Origin of the sequence: Collimonas sp. (assembly GCF_035566555.1) — a bacterium.
Taxonomy (GTDB): domain Bacteria; phylum Pseudomonadota; class Gammaproteobacteria; order Burkholderiales; family Burkholderiaceae_D; genus Collimonas.
The window spans coordinates 1-17,267 of record NZ_DATMRB010000141.1 but is presented as its reverse complement, the minus strand read 5'-3'; the positions used below and the strand labels follow the sequence as shown (position 1 = coordinate 17,267).

21 protein-coding genes are annotated in these 17,267 nt (G+C 61.3%); 13 read left to right on the top strand and 8 right to left on the bottom strand.

Features of this window, described 5'->3' with window-relative positions:
• Positions 1-67: 67 nt before the first annotated feature.
• Genes VNZ65_RS17610 through VNZ65_RS17600 form a run of 3 tightly spaced genes read left to right on the top strand, consistent with a single transcriptional unit; the run spans position 68 to position 2,356 of the window.
• Positions 68-898, top strand: a complete 831-nt coding sequence (locus VNZ65_RS17610) for a biotin--[acetyl-CoA-carboxylase] ligase (RefSeq protein WP_325671290.1) — start codon at positions 68-70, stop codon at positions 896-898.
• A 3-nt stretch (positions 899-901) separates the two neighbouring features.
• Positions 902-1,663 (top strand): type III pantothenate kinase, encoded by a 762-nt coding sequence (locus VNZ65_RS17605; protein ID WP_325671288.1) that lies wholly within the window; start codon positions 902-904, stop codon positions 1,661-1,663.
• 3 nt (positions 1,664-1,666) lie between these two features.
• A complete protein-coding gene (locus VNZ65_RS17600) occupies positions 1,667-2,356 on the top strand; it encodes an SPOR domain-containing protein (protein WP_325671286.1) in 690 nt (229 codons plus the stop codon).
• Here VNZ65_RS17600 and VNZ65_RS17595 read toward each other — a convergent pair whose 3' ends face one another.
• Positions 2,357-2,554 (bottom strand): cysteine-rich CWC family protein, encoded by a 198-nt coding sequence (locus VNZ65_RS17595; RefSeq protein ID WP_325671284.1) that lies wholly within the window; start codon positions 2,552-2,554, stop codon positions 2,357-2,359. It lies immediately after the preceding gene.
• Positions 2,555-2,877: 323 nt separating this feature from the next.
• On the opposite strand from VNZ65_RS17595, the gene argB reads away from it, so the two are divergent.
• The gene (argB, locus tag VNZ65_RS17590; protein WP_038493964.1) at positions 2,878-3,780 is read left to right on the top strand and encodes an acetylglutamate kinase; all 903 of its coding nucleotides are present in this window, start codon (positions 2,878-2,880) and stop codon (positions 3,778-3,780) included.
• 149 nt (positions 3,781-3,929) lie between these two features.
• On the opposite strand, the gene VNZ65_RS17585 is transcribed toward argB, so the two are convergent.
• The gene (locus VNZ65_RS17585) at positions 3,930-4,646 is read right to left on the bottom strand and encodes a pseudouridine synthase (RefSeq protein ID WP_325671280.1); all 717 of its coding nucleotides are present in this window, start codon (positions 4,644-4,646) and stop codon (positions 3,930-3,932) included.
• A gap of 89 nt (positions 4,647-4,735) precedes the next feature.
• Between VNZ65_RS17585 and VNZ65_RS17580 the strand changes: the two genes are divergently transcribed.
• Positions 4,736-5,080, top strand: a complete 345-nt coding sequence (locus VNZ65_RS17580) for a phosphotyrosine protein phosphatase (RefSeq protein ID WP_325671278.1) — start codon at positions 4,736-4,738, stop codon at positions 5,078-5,080.
• 15 nt (positions 5,081-5,095) lie between these two features.
• Here VNZ65_RS17580 and ycaO read toward each other — a convergent pair whose 3' ends face one another.
• Both ycaO and VNZ65_RS17570 read right to left on the bottom strand, forming a co-directional pair.
• Positions 5,096-6,823 (bottom strand): 30S ribosomal protein S12 methylthiotransferase accessory factor YcaO, encoded by a 1,728-nt coding sequence (ycaO, locus tag VNZ65_RS17575; RefSeq protein ID WP_325671276.1) that lies wholly within the window; start codon positions 6,821-6,823, stop codon positions 5,096-5,098.
• A gap of 153 nt (positions 6,824-6,976) precedes the next feature.
• A complete protein-coding gene (locus tag VNZ65_RS17570) occupies positions 6,977-7,555 on the bottom strand; it encodes a DNA-3-methyladenine glycosylase I (RefSeq protein ID WP_325671274.1) in 579 nt (192 codons plus the stop codon).
• Between the two features lie 213 nt (positions 7,556-7,768).
• On the opposite strand from VNZ65_RS17570, the gene VNZ65_RS17565 reads away from it, so the two are divergent.
• Together VNZ65_RS17565 and VNZ65_RS17560 are read left to right on the top strand one after the other, a co-directional pair.
• Positions 7,769-8,620 (top strand): D-amino acid aminotransferase, encoded by an 852-nt coding sequence (locus VNZ65_RS17565; protein ID WP_325671272.1) that lies wholly within the window; start codon positions 7,769-7,771, stop codon positions 8,618-8,620.
• Positions 8,621-8,950: 330 nt separating this feature from the next.
• Positions 8,951-9,238 (top strand): DUF493 family protein, encoded by a 288-nt coding sequence (locus VNZ65_RS17560; protein WP_098494497.1) that lies wholly within the window; start codon positions 8,951-8,953, stop codon positions 9,236-9,238.
• Between the two features lie 12 nt (positions 9,239-9,250).
• Here VNZ65_RS17560 and gcvA read toward each other — a convergent pair whose 3' ends face one another.
• A complete protein-coding gene (gene gcvA, locus VNZ65_RS17555; protein ID WP_325671268.1) occupies positions 9,251-10,177 on the bottom strand; it encodes a transcriptional regulator GcvA in 927 nt (308 codons plus the stop codon).
• A 169-nt stretch (positions 10,178-10,346) separates the two neighbouring features.
• Between gcvA and VNZ65_RS17550 the strand changes: the two genes are divergently transcribed.
• The 4 genes from VNZ65_RS17550 to lipA all read left to right on the top strand — a co-directional run bounded on the left by VNZ65_RS17550 (position 10,347) and on the right by lipA (position 13,135).
• Positions 10,347-10,655, top strand: coding sequence for a DUF2917 domain-containing protein (locus VNZ65_RS17550; protein ID WP_325671266.1), 309 nt, complete (start codon positions 10,347-10,349; stop codon positions 10,653-10,655).
• Positions 10,656-10,668: 13 nt separating this feature from the next.
• Positions 10,669-11,289, top strand: coding sequence for a glutathione S-transferase family protein (locus VNZ65_RS17545; RefSeq protein WP_325671264.1), 621 nt, complete (start codon positions 10,669-10,671; stop codon positions 11,287-11,289).
• A gap of 70 nt (positions 11,290-11,359) precedes the next feature.
• Positions 11,360-12,037: a lipoyl(octanoyl) transferase LipB gene (gene lipB, locus VNZ65_RS17540; RefSeq protein ID WP_325671262.1), complete on the top strand. Its 678-nt coding sequence runs from the start codon at positions 11,360-11,362 to the stop codon at positions 12,035-12,037.
• Positions 12,038-12,130: 93 nt separating this feature from the next.
• On the top strand, positions 12,131-13,135 hold the full coding sequence (gene lipA / locus VNZ65_RS17535) for a lipoyl synthase (protein WP_325671260.1): 1,005 nt from the start codon (positions 12,131-12,133) through the stop codon (positions 13,133-13,135).
• 137 nt (positions 13,136-13,272) lie between these two features.
• Here the strand turns inward: lipA and VNZ65_RS17530 are convergent, their stop codons facing one another.
• Complete coding sequence (locus tag VNZ65_RS17530) at positions 13,273-14,280, bottom strand: aldo/keto reductase (RefSeq protein ID WP_325671258.1); 1,008 nt, start codon at positions 14,278-14,280, stop codon at positions 13,273-13,275.
• Between the two features lie 102 nt (positions 14,281-14,382).
• Here VNZ65_RS17530 and VNZ65_RS17525 point away from each other — a divergent pair, with 102 nt between their 5' ends.
• A complete protein-coding gene (locus VNZ65_RS17525; RefSeq protein ID WP_325671256.1) occupies positions 14,383-15,285 on the top strand; it encodes a LysR family transcriptional regulator in 903 nt (300 codons plus the stop codon).
• 114 nt (positions 15,286-15,399) lie between these two features.
• Complete coding sequence (locus VNZ65_RS17520; RefSeq protein ID WP_325671254.1) at positions 15,400-16,014, top strand: SH3 domain-containing protein; 615 nt, start codon at positions 15,400-15,402, stop codon at positions 16,012-16,014.
• Between the two features lie 45 nt (positions 16,015-16,059).
• Here VNZ65_RS17520 and VNZ65_RS17515 read toward each other — a convergent pair whose 3' ends face one another.
• Positions 16,060-16,476, bottom strand: coding sequence for a F0F1 ATP synthase subunit epsilon (locus tag VNZ65_RS17515; RefSeq protein ID WP_325671252.1), 417 nt, complete (start codon positions 16,474-16,476; stop codon positions 16,060-16,062).
• A gap of 331 nt (positions 16,477-16,807) precedes the next feature.
• Positions 16,808-17,267: TolC family protein (locus VNZ65_RS17510; RefSeq protein ID WP_325671250.1), on the bottom strand; the 460-nt coding region annotated here is incomplete at its 5' end.

Sequence of the window (17,267 nt, the reverse complement as noted above, 5' to 3'; positions counted from 1 at the left end):
GGTTTTCCATTGCACAACCGTGCATCGGCGGCCGCATTTCGCCATAACTCCCGCTACAATGCGCGGCATGACTGCACAAACTATTGCACCAACATCTTTCACGGGCCATTTGTCGCCCGCCCGCATCGCTGCTTTTGCCGGCCATCACGCCGAGCATTGCCAGATCGAAGTGGTGGCCGAGACCGGTTCCACCAATGCCGACCTGCTGGCGCGGGTCGCCCAGCGCAGCCTCAGCGCAGCGACTTTGCTGGCGGCGGAAACCCAGACCGCCGGCCGCGGCCGCGCTGGCCGCACCTGGCTGACGGCGCCGGCGGCGGCGCTGACGTTTTCGCTGGCCTGGCCGTTTGCCGCGCCCTTGCACGCGCTGGTCGGCTTGCCGCTGGCGGTGGGCGTGACGATTGCCGAGACGCTGGCCGATTTCGGCGTTGCAGTGCAGCTGAAATGGCCCAACGATGTGCTGCAGGGAGGGCGCAAGCTAGCCGGCATCCTGATCGAAACCGCGACCGCACCCGACCAGCAAGTGTGGGCGGTGATCGGCATCGGCATCAATCTCAGCATACCGGAGCAGTTGCAGGAGCAGATCGGCCAGCGTGCCGCCAGTCTGCCGGCGCCGGCCGCGCAAGACCGCGATCTGCTGCTGGCCTCATTGCTGAGCGCGCTGGCGCAAAACATGCGGCAATTCGAAAGCCATGGTTTGCCTGCCTTCGTCGAGCGCTGGAACCGGCTGCACGCGTTTGCCGGCCAGCAAGTGCTGATCCTGGACCAGGGCAAGGTGCTGCATGAAGGCCGGGCGCTTGGGATCGACCAGATCGGCCGCCTGATGCTGCAGCCGGACGGCGGCGCCAGGCCGCTGGCCATCATGGCCGGGGATATTTCATTGCGCGCGAAGGAAGGCTGAGCCATGGCCATGCTATTGATCGATGTCGGCAATACCCGCATCAAATGGGCGCTGGCGGCAGCCGGCGCGGCGCCGGGCGCGTGGCTGGAGAGCGGCTCGGCGGCGTTGTCCGAGCTGTCCATGCTGAGCGAGCGCTGGCGCAAGCTGGCGGTGGCGCAGATACTGATCTCCAATGTGGCCGGCGAACATATGCAGGAACGCCTGCAGACCATGCTGGAAGTAGTGTTCGGCGCCGCCGTGCAGCCTGGCTGGTTTGCCTCGCCGCCGCAGCTGGCGGGATTGCGCAACGGCTACCGCGATCCGGCCCAGCTTGGCTGCGACCGTTTCGCCGCGGCGCTGGGCGCGCAGCAGCTGTTTCCGCGCGAGACCTTGCTGGTCGCCACCTGCGGCACGGCGACCACCATCGATGCCGTCACCGCCGACGGCGTCTTCAGCGGCGGCATGATTTTGCCGGGACTGGGCCTGATGGCGACCTCGCTGGCGCGCAGCACCGCCAAGCTGCCGCATATCACCGACCACGTGCAAGTCGACACGCTGTTTGCAGACAACACGGATGGCGCTATCATCAGCGGTTGCATCAACGCCCAGGTCGGGGCGATCGAACGCGGCTTTGCCTTGCTCGGGCAGCAGGCCGCGGGAACGGCGCTACGCTGTATCGTGGCGGGCGGTTCGGCGGGGCTGATTGCGCCTTATCTGTCCATCCGGCATGAAATAGTTGATAATCTGGTATTGATCGGTCTACAAACTGCAGCGGCGACTATTTAAAACATGTTGAAACTCATCTTTTGGCTGCTGTTACTGGCGAATGCCGCCCTGTTTGCCATGCAAAAGGGCTATCTGGGCGCGTTCTACAGCGACGGCCGTGAGCCGGCCCGCATCGGCAAGCAACTGCAGGCGGACAAGATCAAGCTGGTGGCCAGCGATGCGACGCCTGCGGCAACGGCCGCGGCAAGCGCCTCTGCTCCCGCCGCGAGCGCGCCGGCGGCGGCCGACCTGGCGCCGGTGGCCTGCACCGAAATCGGCAATTTCAGCGCTTCCGAAGCACGCCGTTTTTCCAGCCAGCTGGCGGAGCGTACGCCGAACCTGAAGTTCGTGCGGCGGGAAATCCAGGAAGTCGCCAGCCACATGGTGTACCTGCCTTCGCTGGGCAGCAAGGAAGCGGCTGACAATAAGGCCGATGAAGTGCGGCGCCTCGGCATCAACGACTTTTTCGTGATCCAGGACAGCAGCGCGCTGCGCTACGGCATCTCGCTTGGCATCTTCAAGACCGACGAGGCGGCGCAGAAGCAGGTCGCCAGCCTGGCCAAGCGCGGCCTGAGCGGGGCCAAGGTCGGCACCCGCAGCGTCAGTTCCAGCAAGGTGGCGTTCCAGCTGCGCGACATGGGCGGCGACGCCAGGCTGGCGTTCGACAAGATCAAGACCGATTTTCCGACCCAGGAAGTACGCAGCTGCCCTTGACTATCCGGGTGCTGGTTGGCGAGCGGCCGTGGCCTGCTCTTGCAGCAGGCGTTCCAGGCAGGCCGGGCAATAGCATAGTGCCGAGGTGGCCAGGCTGGCTCCGGCCAGCGGCGGCAAGCGGCTGCACCAGCAAGGCTGGGCCGGATGCTGGCCGGCGCCGCAGAAAAACGCTTGCTGGCAGATCGGGCATTGCGCCATTCAGGCTATCCTTTGTTTAAGCGGGGGTGAATCGCGGGTGGTGAATCGGGAAGCTCCGGCCGTCATGATAACCATCTTGGCCGCCATGGTATATCTGCGCAACACATCACACGCTTGTCACACCTAAGCTTGCGTATTTCAATGTAAAATCTCGCTGATCCATCGCGCAGCGATTTTTAACTCCTCCGAGTTGCAGTCTTTGCACCCTTTTATTCTCTTCCGGCCAGCTGTCCCAGGCCCCAGAAGAATCGTTAGGCGCCGGCGCCCGCCGGGCCGCGATTCTTCCTCAGGCAGCTATCCGGGAATCTCTTGTAGGACTGTTCATGGCCGATTTGACCAACGATCTTGCCAACGTTGCCCCAGGAATCAAAGCTGAAATTCTGGCCGAAGCGTTACCGTACATCCGTCAATTCCACGGGAAAACCATCGTCGTCAAATACGGCGGCAACGCCATGACCGAGGAACGCCTGAAACACGGCTTCGCGCGCGACGTCATCTTGCTGAAACTGGTCGGCATGAACCCGGTGGTGGTGCATGGCGGCGGTCCGCAGATCGACAACGCCCTGAAGAAAATCGGCAAGCAAGGCACGTTCGTGCAAGGCATGCGCATCACCGACGAAGAAACCATGGAAGTGGTGGAGTGGGTGTTGGGCGGCGAAGTGCAGCAGGACATCGTGATGCTGATCAACCACTACGGCGGCCAGGCAGTCGGCCTGACCGGCAAGGACGGCGGCCTGATCCGCGCCCGCAAGTACCGCATGCCGGACCGCGAGCATCCGGGCGAATTCCTGGATATCGGCTTTGTCGGCGAAATCGAAGCAATCAACCCGGCGGTGGTCAAGGCCTTGCAGGACGATGCCTTCATCCCGATCATTTCGCCGATCGGCTTTGGCGCCGATGGCCAGGCCTACAATATCAACGCCGACGTCGTGGCCGGCAAGATCGCTGAAATCCTGCACGCCGAAAAGCTGATCATGATGACCAATATTGCTGGCGTGCAAGATAAACAGGGTAATCTGGTGACTGATCTGTCGGCTCGTGAAATCGACGAAATGTTCAAGGACGGCACCATCTCCGGCGGCATGCTGCCGAAGATTTCATCGGCCCTGGATGCGGCCAAGTCGGGCGTCAACACCGTGCACATCATCGATGGCCGGATTGAGCACTCGCTGCTGCTGGAAGTGTTGACCGAACAGGCTTTCGGCACCATGATCCGCTCGCACTAAGCGGCGGAAACAGCCGAAAACAGGAAAGCGCAAGGCTCAGGCCCTGCGCTTTTTTTACGTCGTAGGGTGGGCACCCGTGCCCACGCGTGAATTCCACGATCAACGCGTGGGTAAAAAATGCCCGCCCTAGCAAAGTGTGTTTTTACGTTCTAGTTAGGCACCAGCAAAGCCAGGTGCTCTGGCTCCAGGTAGCACCATTCTCCCAATTCCAGTTCCAGCGCATCCAGCGTCAGGCCGCCGATGGCGGTGCGGCGCAAGGCGGTGCAGTGGTTGCCGGCGGCCACCAGCATGCGTTTGACCTGATGGTATTTGCCCTGTTCCAGGACGATCTCGATTTCATGCGTGCCGAGCATGCGGCAGCTGATGGCGGCCAGGGTTTGCGGCTCGTCATGCAGCTTGACCCCGGCCAGCAGGCTTTGCACCAGTTCCTCGGTCACCGGCTCATGGGTGGTGGCGACGTACAGCTTGGGCACGTGGCGCTTGGGGGAAGACTGGGCGTGGATGAAGCTGCCGTCGTCCGACATCAGCAGCAGGCCGGTGGTGTCGTGGTCGAGGCGGCCGACGGGCTGCACGTCGCGCCAACTGAACTGCTCCGGCAAGATGCTCAGTACCCCGGGATGATGGCTGGGTTTGCGCGAGCACTCGATATCGCTGGGTTTGTTGAGCACGATGTAGACGTGCTCGCGGTAAGTCCATTCTTCTTCGAACAAGGTAAACACCAGGCCGTCGGTCTCCGGCACCGATTTGTAGTCGGTCACGACGGTGCCGTTGATAGCGACTTCGCCATCTTCAATTAACTCACGGCAATATTTTCGGCTGCCGAAACCCTGCGATTGCAGGATCCGGTCTAAGGTCAGTTTAGGCATGGCGGCAATGTAGCAGAAGGAGGGACGGACGGAAAGGGGGCGCTGAGACGTGTACCATGCTGCCAGATGAATAAATGGCAAATCGGCAAATGACCAAATTACTCTTTATCTGCAGCCGCAATCAGTGGCGCAGCCCTACAGGCGAGCAAGTATGGCGACGCCAGCCGGGAATCCAGGCCCGTTCGGCGGGCACCAGCCCGAATGCACGCAGAAAAATCAGTGCCGCCGATATCGCTTGGGCGGACCTGATTTTCGTGATGGAAAAGAAACACAAGAACCGCATCCAGGCGGAGTTCGGGCGTTTGTTGGAACACAAACGGATCCATGTGCTGGATATTCCCGATGAATATCAATACATGGATCCGGAACTGGTCGAGCAGCTGACTGACGCAGTCGCTTACGTGCTGGCAAACAATGACCCCGCGGCGGGCTAGTCGTTTTTGCCTGAATTACGTCAGCTTGGCGGCGTTCAGCTTGGCATAAGCAGCCAGCAAACGCTGATGCATCTCGCAGCCTTCCAGCTTGAGGCCAGGCGCATTCAGGCCGAAGAAACGCTGTTCGCGCTGCAGCAGGGCTTCGGCCTGTAGCAGGGTAGCGGCGCCGTACAGCTGCTGCAGCGCGTCGGCGTACACGGTAGCGTCGCCCAGGCCGATCAGGCTTTCGATGCAGCGGTACACCAGCTGGCGTTCGACGCTGATCTGGTTGCAATGGCGGATCCAGTCGCAGCCTTCGCGCACCGCGTCGAGATCGCCGATGGCCAGCGCCAGCAGGGTTTTCAGCTCACCGACGCGCAGTTCTTTCCACAGTGAGCCGGCATCGGCGGCGAGGCCGATCAGAGCGGCCACCGGACGCTGGTCGGCCAAGCCCAGTTCATTCAATGTTTCCAGCAGGTCGACACATTCGTCGTCGTCCAGCTCGGCCAGGTACAGGATCGGTTCACGGATATCGTTGCCGACGCTGCTGTTGTCCCATTCCAGGTCTTCCACCGGATAGATGTCGGACATGCCCGGCACCAGGATGCGGCAGGCGTACACGCCGAGGTGGCTGAAATCGGCGACATAGATATCGTGGCCGGTAGCGTGGATGGCGGCCACCGACCAGGCATAGTCTTCGGCGGTGGTGTTGCTGAAGTTCCAGTCGCAGAACGCGAAATCCGGCGTGGCGCGCAGGAAGTTCCAGCCGATGATTCCACTGGAATCGACGAAGTGGATTTCCAGGTTTTGCGGCTGGACGATTTCTTCCAGGTCGAAACTCGGCTCAGGGAAGCCGTCCAGCGCATCCAGCGCGCGCCCTTGCAGCAGTTCGGTCAGCGCGCGTTCCAGCGCGATCTCGACACGCGGATGGGCGCCGAAGCTGGAGAAGCAGCCCTGGTCGCGCGGATTGAGTAGGGTCACGTTCATGACCGGATATTTGCCGCCCAGCGAAGCGTCTTTCACCAGGATGCCGAAGCCGGCGGCGCGCAGATCGCGGATGCCGGCGGCGATGCGCGGGTAACGCGCGATGACTTGTTCCGGCACATCCGGCAGGCACAAGCCTTCCTTGATGACACGGAACTTGACGTCGCGTTCGAAGATTTCCGAGAGTGCCTGGGTGCGCGCTTCGGCAAGCGTGTTACCGGCCGACATGCCGTTGCTGAGGTACAGGTTGCCGATGATGTTGACCGGGAACCAGACCGTGGCGCCGTCGCGCTCGCGCACGTAAGGAATTGCGCAGATACCGCGTTCTTCGTTGCCCGAGTTGTAATCGACCAGGGTAGTGGCGTCAATCGAGCCTTCCGGGTTGTAGAATTTTTGCAGCTCCGGCGTCAGCAAGCCTGCCGGCCAGTTTTCATCGTCGTCGTTGAGCTTGAACCATTGTTCGCGCGGGTAATGGACGAATGCAGCGTTAGCGTTCTGTTCGCCCAGGTAGTAGTGGCTCCAGAAATAATTGCAGGACAGGCGTTCAAAGAATTCGCCCAGTGCGCTGGCGCGCGAAGCTTGTTCCGACGCGCCTTTGCCGTTGGTGAACAGCAGCGGGCAATCGCGCTCGCGGATATGCACTGACCAGACGCCGTCGATCGGATTGAGCCAGGAACGTTCTTCGACATGAAAGCCGAGCTTTTCCAGCTTGGATTGCATTGAACCGATGGACGATTCCAGCGAGGCATCTTTGCCGGGGATAAAGCTTTCGGTTGTCATGTGAATTCCTGGAATGGGAGTAATGCAGGGAAAGCGGGCGGGGCAGGATGGCAGGGCGCTTGTCATGGCAAGCATCGCATGACAAGCTCATCAGCATCGTGGAATGGCGCGATGATACCTTGTGTGACCGTCCGCAACCGTTTTCGCGAACAATTACTCCTGTACGGCGTGGTGGCGGAAGCATTCGACGCAATGGTCGTTGACCATGCCGATCGCCTGCATATACGCGTAAATGATGGTGGAACCGACGAATTTGAAGCCGCGCTTGGCCAGATCCTTGGAAATCCGGTCTGACAACGGGGTTTTGGCGGGATTGCCGCCCAGTAATGTCCACTGGTTCTGGATCGGTGCGCCATCGACGAAGGCCCACAGATAAGGATCGAGGCCGCCCAGTTCAGCCTGCAGGCGCAGATAAGCCTGGGCATTGGTGATGGCGGCGGCCACCTTGAGGCGGTTGCGAACGATGCCGGCGTCGGCCAGCAGCGCCGTCACCTTGTCCTGGTCGTAGCGGGCGATCTTCTTGGCGTTCCAGCCGTCGAACGCGCGCCAGTAGTTCTCACGCTTGTTGAGGATGGTTTCCCAGCTGAGGCCGGCCTGTGCGCCTTCCAGATTGAGCATTTCGAACAAGCGCACCTCGTCGTGGCAGGGCTGGCCCCATTCCTCATCGTGATAGGCAAGATAGCGAGGGTTGGCGGGATTGGCCCAGGCACAGCGGGTAAGGGACTTGGTCATGGCGAACTGGGAGGAGAAACGCTAAGGTTTCCCGGAAGTTGAGTTACGCACATGCTACCGCACAAAATCATCTGCTGCGGCAGCAGGCTAAGCGCCGGCCATGTGAGCGAGGGATCAGTTCGTTTCTGACGCATTTCCGCATACTTTTTTTGCATACCCTGTCGCCTGGCGCTGTGCCAGAATTGGTTTCTCTACTTTTTCAGGAATCCGATCATGCAAGACCCGCTGGTCTATCTCAATGGCTGCATGACCCCGCTGTCCGAAGCGCGCATCCCGGTGCTGGATCGGGGCTTCATTTTTGGCGACGGCGTCTACGAAGTGGTGCCTATCTATGGCCGCAAGCTGTTCCGTTCCGAACATCACCTGGCGCGCCTGTTTCGCAGCCTGGCCAAGATCAGTATTCCAAATCCGCATGACAAGGAACAGTGGCTGGCGCTGATCCAGGGCGTGATCGACGCCCATCCGGCGGATGACCAGATGGTTTATATCCACGTCACCCGCGGCGTCGCCAAGCGCGGCCACGCGTTTCCCAAGGAAGCGCTGACGCCGACCGTGTTCATCATGACCAACCCGCTGGTGCTGCCGAGCGCCGCCTTGCGCGCCAGCGGCGTGCCTTGCGTTGCGATGGAAGACCAGCGCTGGCTGCATTGCGAGATCAAGTCGATCTCGTTGCTGGGCAACGTGCTGGCGGCGCAGAACGCCGCCGAGCACGGCGTGGTGGAAGCAATCCAGTTCCGCGACGGCTGGCTGACCGAGGCTTCTTCTTCCAATGTGTGGATCGTCAAGCACGGCAAGCTGATGGCGCCGCCCAAGGACAACCTGATCCTGGAAGGCATCCGCTACCGCCTGATCGAGGAACTGTGCGCCGCCGGCGGCATTCCTTTCGAGGCGCGCCGGATTGCACGGGAAGAGGTGTTCGGAGCAGACGAGGTGCTGCTGTCGTCGGCCACAAAGGAAGTGTTGCCGGTGGTGTCGATCGACGGCAAGGCTATTGGAAACGGCGCCCCCGGCCCCATATACAAGCAGTTATACGAGGCTTATCAGCTGGCCAAGGCTGCTGCCTGAACGGAACAGCTTTCTGTCAGGTAGTCGGAGCGAAGGTTGCAGGGTGGAAATTCCACCCTGTTTTCATTTGCACAAGCGGTTCTTGCAGAATCCCGCGCCACTGATAAGTTAGTGTAGTGTTTCGCAGGTAATGACACTTCATAAACAGCGTCTAGCCGACCGCGTCTTTTCGCGCCATGCGTCGTTGCAAATCCTCGCGATAGACCCGCTATCGCTCCGGTTTGCGCCTAGCCTGGCACGAAAATACGCCATTTCTGAAGCGCCATTACCTACGAAACACTGCACTAGGAGTAAACTACCTGTCTGCAACATCACTGAAGAGTAAAGACCATGACCGACCTGACCAAGCCCATCGATCCAGCAGAAAGCCTGATCGAGTATCCCAGCGTATTCCCCATCAAGATCATGGGACCGACGCATGATGCTTTCGTCGAGACCATTGTCGGCGTGGTGCTGCAGCATGATCCTACGTTCCATATCGACAAGCTGGAAGTGCGGCCTTCGTCCAAGGGCAACTACACCGGCCTGACGGCCAATGTGTATGCCATCCACCGTGAGCAGCTGGACAATCTGTACCGCGCCTTGTCGTCCCATCCGATGGTCAAGATGGTGTTGTAAGTCCCGTGCGGATCAGGCCCCGGGCTCTCCGGGCCATTCGCTTTGCGCCTTGAAAGCACGCACCTCGGCTGTCAGCCAGCGATGGAAAGCCTGCACCTGCGGCTTGTCCATCGCCTCCCTGGTGCAGGCGAAATAATAGGATAAAGGGCAGCGCGCCACGACATCGAACAGGCGCACCAGCTCGCCCGAGGCGATTTCCTGCAGCGCGATGGCGTGCCGCGTCAGCGCTATCCCCAGGCCATCCGACGCCGAGCGCAGCAGCATCGAGGCATCTTCGATCAGCAAGCCGCCGGTCGGCTCCACCAGGTCCACGCCCGCCGCCTCGAACCAAGGCAGCCAGGAAGATTCAGTATCCATCCGCAGCAAGCTGCACTGCTCCAGTTCCTGTGGGGTTTTCGGCAGCTTGCCGTCGCGGTAGTGCGGACTGGCCACCGGATAATAAAAATCATCCATCAGTTTTTCCACAATCAGACCGGGATAGTTGCCCAGGCCGTAGCGCAGGCCGACGTCGATCGGTTCCCTTTCCAGATCATTGAGGTGATTGCTCGATTGCAGCACGACTTCCGTATCCGGGTGCAGGTCGATGAATTTCCACAGCCGCGGCGCCAGCCAGCGCGCCGCGAACGAGGGCAGGGCGGAGACCGTCAGGCGCTTCTGCTTGGCGTCGAGCTGCAAGGCCTCGGCCGCCAGCGCGATTTCATTCAGCGATTTGCGGATGGTGGCGGCGAAGCGCTGGCCCTGGGCGGTGATGGTGATGCGCTTGCCGTGGCGCATGAACAGCTGCACGCCCAGTTCCTGTTCCAGTGTGCGGATCTGGTGGCTGATCGCCCCCGGCGTCACATAAATTTCTTCGGCTGCGCGCGAAAAGCTGTCATTGCGGGCCGCGGCTTCAAAGGCACGCAGGGCGGAGAGATTCGGCAGTTTTCTGAGATCGGCCATGGCGGGCTCGGGTTAGTGTGAGAAAAACTAGCAAGGAAAGGGAAAATTACTCGTTTTGTTAACACTCTGCACTTGATTAAAATGACTCTGTAGAAACAAGGAACGGCTATATCAAGCGCTTGAAGAGGATGTAGCGGTCAATATACCAGCAGTTTCAAGGAGCAGCATCATGAGAAAATTATTAGCTAACGAGTCTTTGGCGATCGGCGCCGGACAAGCCCTGTCGGTCATCGCGCCGGTAGCGCAAACCTTGCAAATCACGCAAGGCCGGGTGTGGGTGACGGTTTCCGGCCAGGGCGATGATTACTGGTTGTCGGCCGGGCAATTCCTGCATGTCGCCGCCGACAGCCATGTCGTGATCGAAGCCCACAAGGGCAACAGCGTGGTGCAAGTGCAACAGCTGTCCGGCCGCCTGCCGGCAGTCAGCGCCCGCGCCGGCTTCAGCAAGACGCCAAACGGCGCGCCTGCAGCCTGCTGATCCGATGACGGACATGCCGGATCAGATCACGTTCTACGGCAACGCCGATTCGGGACATGCATACAAGGTCGGCCTGATGCTGGCGGTCAGCGGCCTTGCCCATACTTATCAGTCCATCGATATCGGCCAGCCGCGTCATTTGCGGCCGGAGCCGTTCCGCAGCCTCGCCAAGTTCGGCGAGGTGCCGTTGTTGGTGCACAACGGTGTGCCGTATATCCAGTCCGACGCCATCCTGATGCACCTGGCCGAGTTGAGTGGCGGCTTTGGCGCCGAATCACCGCTGCGGATGGCGCGCGTGCGCGAATGGCTGTTCTGGGAAGCCAACCGGCTCGGCATGTGCCTGCCTCAGCTGCGCTGGGCGCGCAGTTTTGCGCCGCAGGACTACCCGCCGGGCGCCATCGACTGGCTGCAAAGCCGTTTTGAGGTGGACATCGCCAAGCTGGAAGCGGAACTGGCCGACGGCCGTGCTTTCATCATCGATGAGTTGCCGACCATTGCCGATTTTTCCCTGTGCGGCTATCTGTTCTGGGCGGATGCCGCCAAAGTTGTGCTGCCGCCGCGTGTCGCTGCCTGGTTGCAGCGCATCCGTCAATTGCCAAACTGGCAATCTCCTGAAAGTTTACTGGCCCTCTGAGGACCTGACGGCGGTCCGGCGTGCCAGCCGCTTTTGCACGCCGACCGCCTTTTTTCGTTACACTTGCGCTATGTCCAGTGCGCAGCAACTCCGTTCCTCCGATCATCCGCCCAGCCTTCAGATCATCCAGCGCGGCGTCGAATCCTACCCCGTCAGCTTTGATGCCATGCGCGCGTTTACCGCCGCCCGCACGGTAGACACGCCTGACCAGCTGTGGATAGTCGAACATCCGCCGGTATATACGCTGGGTCTGGGCGCCGATCCCAGCCATGTGCTGGCGCCGCACGAGATCCCGGTGATCCAGACCGACCGCGGCGGCGAAGTGACCTATCACGGCCCCGGCCAGGTAGTGATCTACCTGCTGCTCGATCTGCGCCGCCGCCGTCCTTCCGCCCGCCTGTTCGTACGGGAATTCGTGCAAAGTATCGAGCAGGCGGTCATCGACACGCTGGCAGCGTATAATCTGGCCGGTGAACGCAAGCCCGGCGCGCCCGGGATATATGTCGCTGACGGCGCCTGGCAGGGTGCGAAAATCGCCGCGCTTGGCTTGAAAGTCAAGGCCAGCGGCTGCACCTACCATGGTGTATCGCTCAATGTCGCCATGGACCTGACGCCATTTTCCTGGATCAACCCGTGCGGCTACGAAGGCCTGCAGACCGTCGACATGAAAACACTTGGTGTCGATATAGCGCTCTCTGAGATGCAGTTAGCGCTTGCTGACCAATTGATTGAAACATTTGCGGCTTAACTGCTCAACTTAGTTGCTGAACTTAATTACCGAACTTACTGCTGAATTTAACTGCGCGATTTAACCGAGCGCCCTCCGGGACTCCACCAGACCATGACCACAGAAACCACGCCGTCGCTGCCAACCGAAGCCACTGTTGCTACCGCCAGCTACAATCCATCCGAAAAGCAGAAGGGCGCCAGCAAGACCGCCCGCATCCCGATCAAGATCATCCCGATCGAGCGCCTGAAAAAGCCGGACTGGATCCGCGTCAAGGCGGCCTCGCCGTCCTCGCGTTTCTATGAAATCAAGGACATCCTGCGCGCCAACAACCTGGTGACCGTGTGCGAAGAAGCCAGCTGTCCGAACATCGGCGAATGCTTCGGCAAGGGCACCGCCACTTTCATGATCATGGGCGACAAGTGCACCCGCCGCTGCCCGTTCTGCGATGTCGGCCACGGCCGTCCCGATCCGCTTGACGTCAACGAGCCTGAAAACCTGGCCAAGACCATCGCTGCGCTGAAACTGAACTACGTGGTCATCACCAGTGTCGACCGCGACGACCTGCGCGACGGCGGCGCCGGCCATTTTGCCGAATGCATCCGCCACGTGCGCGCGCTGTCGCCGAACACCCGCATCGAAATCCTGGTGCCGGACTTCCGCGGCCGCATGGACCGCGCCCTGGAAATCCTCAACCTGGCGCCGCCGGACGTGATGAACCACAACCTGGAAACCGCACCGCGCCTGTACAAGGAAGCGCGCCCCGGCTCCGACTACGAGTATTCGCTGAACCTGCTGAAACGCTTCAAGGCGCTGCACCCGAACACCCCGACCAAATCCGGCATCATGGTCGGCCTCGGCGAAACCGACGAAGAAGTGCTGCAAGTGATGCGCGACATGCGCGCCCACGACGTCGACATGCTGACCATCGGCCAATACCTGATGCCAAGCGGGAATCACCTGCCGGTGCGCCGCTATGTCCATCCTGACGTCTTCAAGATGTACGAAGAAGAAGCCTACAAGATGGGTTTCGCGCATGCGGCGGTTGGCGCGATGGTGCGCAGTTCCTACCATGCCGACCAGCAGGCGCATGATGCCGGCATGATGGCCAGCAAGTAATTCTTTCTGGCGGCGCTGACGACGCACGTCGTCCAGCCTGCCTTGATGCTGTAACAAGTCCGATGAAAAGCCATATCTCTCCTTGAGCGATATGGCTTTTTCTTTTACCACGCTGGCTCGGGTTGCAAGCGCCGTGCTCAGCGATTGATCAGTTCCAACTCCGGTGCGCCGTAGCGCTGGCCGACCACCAGGTCGCCGTCCAGCACCGCACGGATGGTGGCCAGTTCGTCGGCGCGCAGCACGATGTCGGCAGCTGCGGCATTCTCTTCCAGATGCTTGATCTGGCGGGCGCCGGGTATCGGCACGATGCTATCTCCCTGCGCCAGCAGCCATGCCAGCGCCAGTTGCGCTGGCGTGCAGTCGCGCGCGTTAGCCAGCGGCGTCAGCGCCTCCAGCAGGAGGCGGTTGCTTTGCAGCGCGCCATCCTGGAAGCGCGGCAGCGTGCGGCGAAAATCGTCGGCCGCCAACTGGCCGCTGTCGCTGATTTTGCCGGTGAGGAAACCGCGGCCCAGCGGGCTGTAAGGGACGAAACCTATGCCCAGTTCGGCGCACAGCGGCAGGATTTCCTGCTCCTGGTCACGACTCCACAATGAGTATTCGGACTGTACTGCGGCGATCGGATGCACCGCATGGGCGCGGCGTAAAGTGGCCGCAGACATCTCCGACAGGCCCAAATGGCGGACCTTGCCGGCGCGCACGAGTTCAGCCATGGCGCCGACCACATCTTCGATCGGCACCTGCGGATCGACCCGGTGCTGGTACAGCAGGTCGATGGTTTCCACCCCCAGCCTCTTGAGAGAAGCTTCGACCACGTCGCGCACATGCTGCGGCCGGCTGTCGACTCCTGCCATGCGCGCCAGGCCCTGCACGTCTTTACTTTCCGGCAGGATCTTGAAGCCGAATTTGGTGGCGATGGTGACTTTGCCGCGCACAGCCTTGAGGGCGCGCCCGACCAGTTCTTCATTGATGTACGGACCGTAGACTTCTGCGGTGTCGAAATGGGTGACGCCGATATCCACGGCATGCTGCAAGGTCTTGATGGAAGTGGCGTCGTCGCTGGCGCCATAGCCAAAGCTCATGCCCATGCAGCCGAGGCCGATGGCGGAAACCTTGAGGCCGTTGCGGCCCAGTGTGCGGGTTTTCATTGGACTTGTTCCTTGGTGAGTGATGACGGGACCAGTATCCTCCGAGTAATTGCTATCGATAAGCCATGCTATATTTGATGTAATACTGAAAAAAATTCATTAATGGACAAGCCCGACCTGACCGAACTGGATGCCTTCGCCAGCGTTGCCCGCCATCGCAGCTTTACCAAGGCGGCGCCGGAATGCGGGGTTTCCGCCTCCGCTCTGAGCCACGCCATGCGCACGCTGGAAACCCGGCTGGGAGTGCGCCTGCTCAACCGCACCACCCGCAGCGTGACCCCGACCGAGGCTGGCGAGCAGTTGCTGGCGCGGCTGGCGCCGGCCTTGCGCGAAATCGGCGAGGCGCTGGATCAGGTCAACCAGTTCCGCGACACGCCGCGTGGCAGCTTGCGCCTGAATGTTCCGCGCGCGGCAGCGCGCTGGCTGCTGGCGCCGATCTTTGCGCGCTTCCTGGCGGCTTACCCGCAAATCCGGCTGGAAGTGGTGACTGACGACAGCCTGGTCGATATCGTCGCCCAGGGTTTCGATGCCGGCATCCGCTTCGGCGAAACCCTGGCGCGCGACATGATCGCGCTGCCGATGGGCCCGCCGTTGCGCCTGATTGTGGTGGCTGCACCCATGTATGCGGCACGCCGCGGCTTGCCGCGCCAACCCTTGGAGCTGAAGCAGCACGCCTGCATCGGCCGCCGCTTTCCGAGCGGCGCATTGTACGCCTGGGAATTCGCCAAGGACGGCGAGGCGCTGGCGGTGGCGGTAGACGGCCCCTTGCTGCTGGACGACGACGAACTGATGTTGCGGGCGGCGCTGGACGGCATCGGCCTCAGCTATCTGTACGAAGAACAGGCCCGGGAATGGATCAACCAGGGCCGGCTGCTGCGGGTGCTGGACGACTGGTGCCCGCCGATGCCGGGATTTTTCCTGTACTACCCGAGCCGGCGCCAGTTGCCGACCGGCTTGCGTTTATTTATCGAAATGCTACGTGACAGCCCGGAGAGTTCAGAATAGGATTGTGCGGCAAGCGGATTGATTTTGTTGCCTCATCGAAAGTTTTTAAGGGTATCCTTGAAAACGCTGGACCCAGACGCCGCTATCGACCGCCCTACCACCAGGAGCCCGCCTATGATCCGTATCCGACTGATCCCCCTGATCGCCGCCGCCTGCCTAGCCGCGCCGCTAGCTGCCATGGCCCAGCAGGCCTTTACCAGCAAGCCGGTCAATTTGCGCGCCGGCCCGGCGCGCGACTATCCGCTGGTGGCGCAGCTCGGCCCGGGTACGCCGGTCCAGGTGGCGGGCTGCGTGAACGGATATAGCTGGTGCGACGTCACGCTGCAGGATGGCAATCGCGGCTGGGTCTATGCACAGAACCTGAACTATCCCTATCAAGGCAACCAGGTGCCGCTGATCACATACGGCAGCGCCATCGGCCTGCCGATTATCGCTTTCTCGATTGGTACGTATTGGGGGCAGTATTATCGCGGCCGTCCTTGGTACGGCCAGCAGTCGCACTGGGCGCACCGGCCGATCCGGCCGCGCCCGCCGATTGTGCGGCCACCGCCACCACGGCCAACGCCGCCAGGCGTCTTTCCGCAACGACCACATCGGCCAGGAATCGGGGGCGGCCAGCGTCCGCCGCAGGGTGGCGCCAGACCGCCGGGTAATGGCGCCCGGCCACCAGGCGGCAGGCCACCTGGTGGCGGCAACCGGCCGGGCCAAAACAGGCCGCAGCCGCGCTGACGATCGCGACGAGGCGGCCCACGCAAGCCGGCCGCCTCGGGTGATCTATTTCCCGCGCCGCATTTGCGCCAGCGTCGCCAGTTGCGCAGTGGCTTGCGCCAGTTCGGCTTGCGCCAACGCATAGTCGATATCCGAATGCAGGTTTTGCAAGCGTTCCTCGGCCTGCTGGCGCGCTAGCGTGGCCTTGGCTTCGTCCAGGTCCTTGCCGCGGATCGCGGTGTCGGCCAGGATAGTGACGGAATGCGGCTGGATTTCTGCGTAGCCGCCGGCGACATAGATGAAATCGTCCTCGCCCGACGGCCTTTTGATATGGACTGCGCCTGGCTTCAGACGCGTCAGCAGCGGCGTGTGGCCTGGCAGGATGCCGAGCGAGCCTTCGATGCCCGGTAAGGTGACCAATCCGGCGCTGCCAGCGTACAGCTCGCCTTCCGGACTAACGACGACGACTTGAGTTTCCGACATACGGGTTCCTGTAGCAGGAAAACAATTTGATTGATAAGCAATAGCGTATTTATCTGGAAAAAATCACGTCTATTTTCGCCACCATTATGACGGACAAAACCATTCGCGCCCAATAGGCGATCGGTTTTCGTGGAAAAATTGATTTGGGCAAATTGGTCGATGTTAATCGGCCGCTGCTTTGCCATGCATGCCGGCTGGTGGGAAGTAGCGGTGCATTACGGATCCGCTCTTAGAACTGCCCGCAATCGTTGCGCAAGTCCTATCTGGACGAAAAAAAATGGCGATGCAGGCAGCAGTGCCAGCATCGCCATTTTCACGTCGACAAGTTGGCTTACCTGGCCTGCGCCAGTGCAGTAGACGTGGCGGCAGAGGCAGCGACAGGAACAGCAGCGGCAGGCGAACCCCAGCCGCCGCCCAGCGCCCGGATCAGGCCCACCGATGCGACCGCCCGCTGGCCGACGCTCTGGCTCTTGGCGCGTTGCGCCGAGAGGCTGGAGCGCTGGGCGTCGATCACTTCGAAATAGCTGGTCGAGCCGTTCTTGTAGCGCGAATCGGCCAGGCGCGCAGCCAGCTGCGCCGATTTCACGGCGTCTTCCTGGAAACGGATCTGGTTATCCAGCGTGCGCATCGCGCTCAGGTTGTCTTCCACATCCTGGAAGCCGACCAGCACCTGCTGGCGGTAGTTGGCCACCACCGATTCATAGTTGGCGTCGGCCTTGGCCAGGTTAGCCTTGTTGCGGCCGCCGTCGAGCAGGGGCAGGTTCAGCACGCTGCCCACCAGCGGTCCCAGC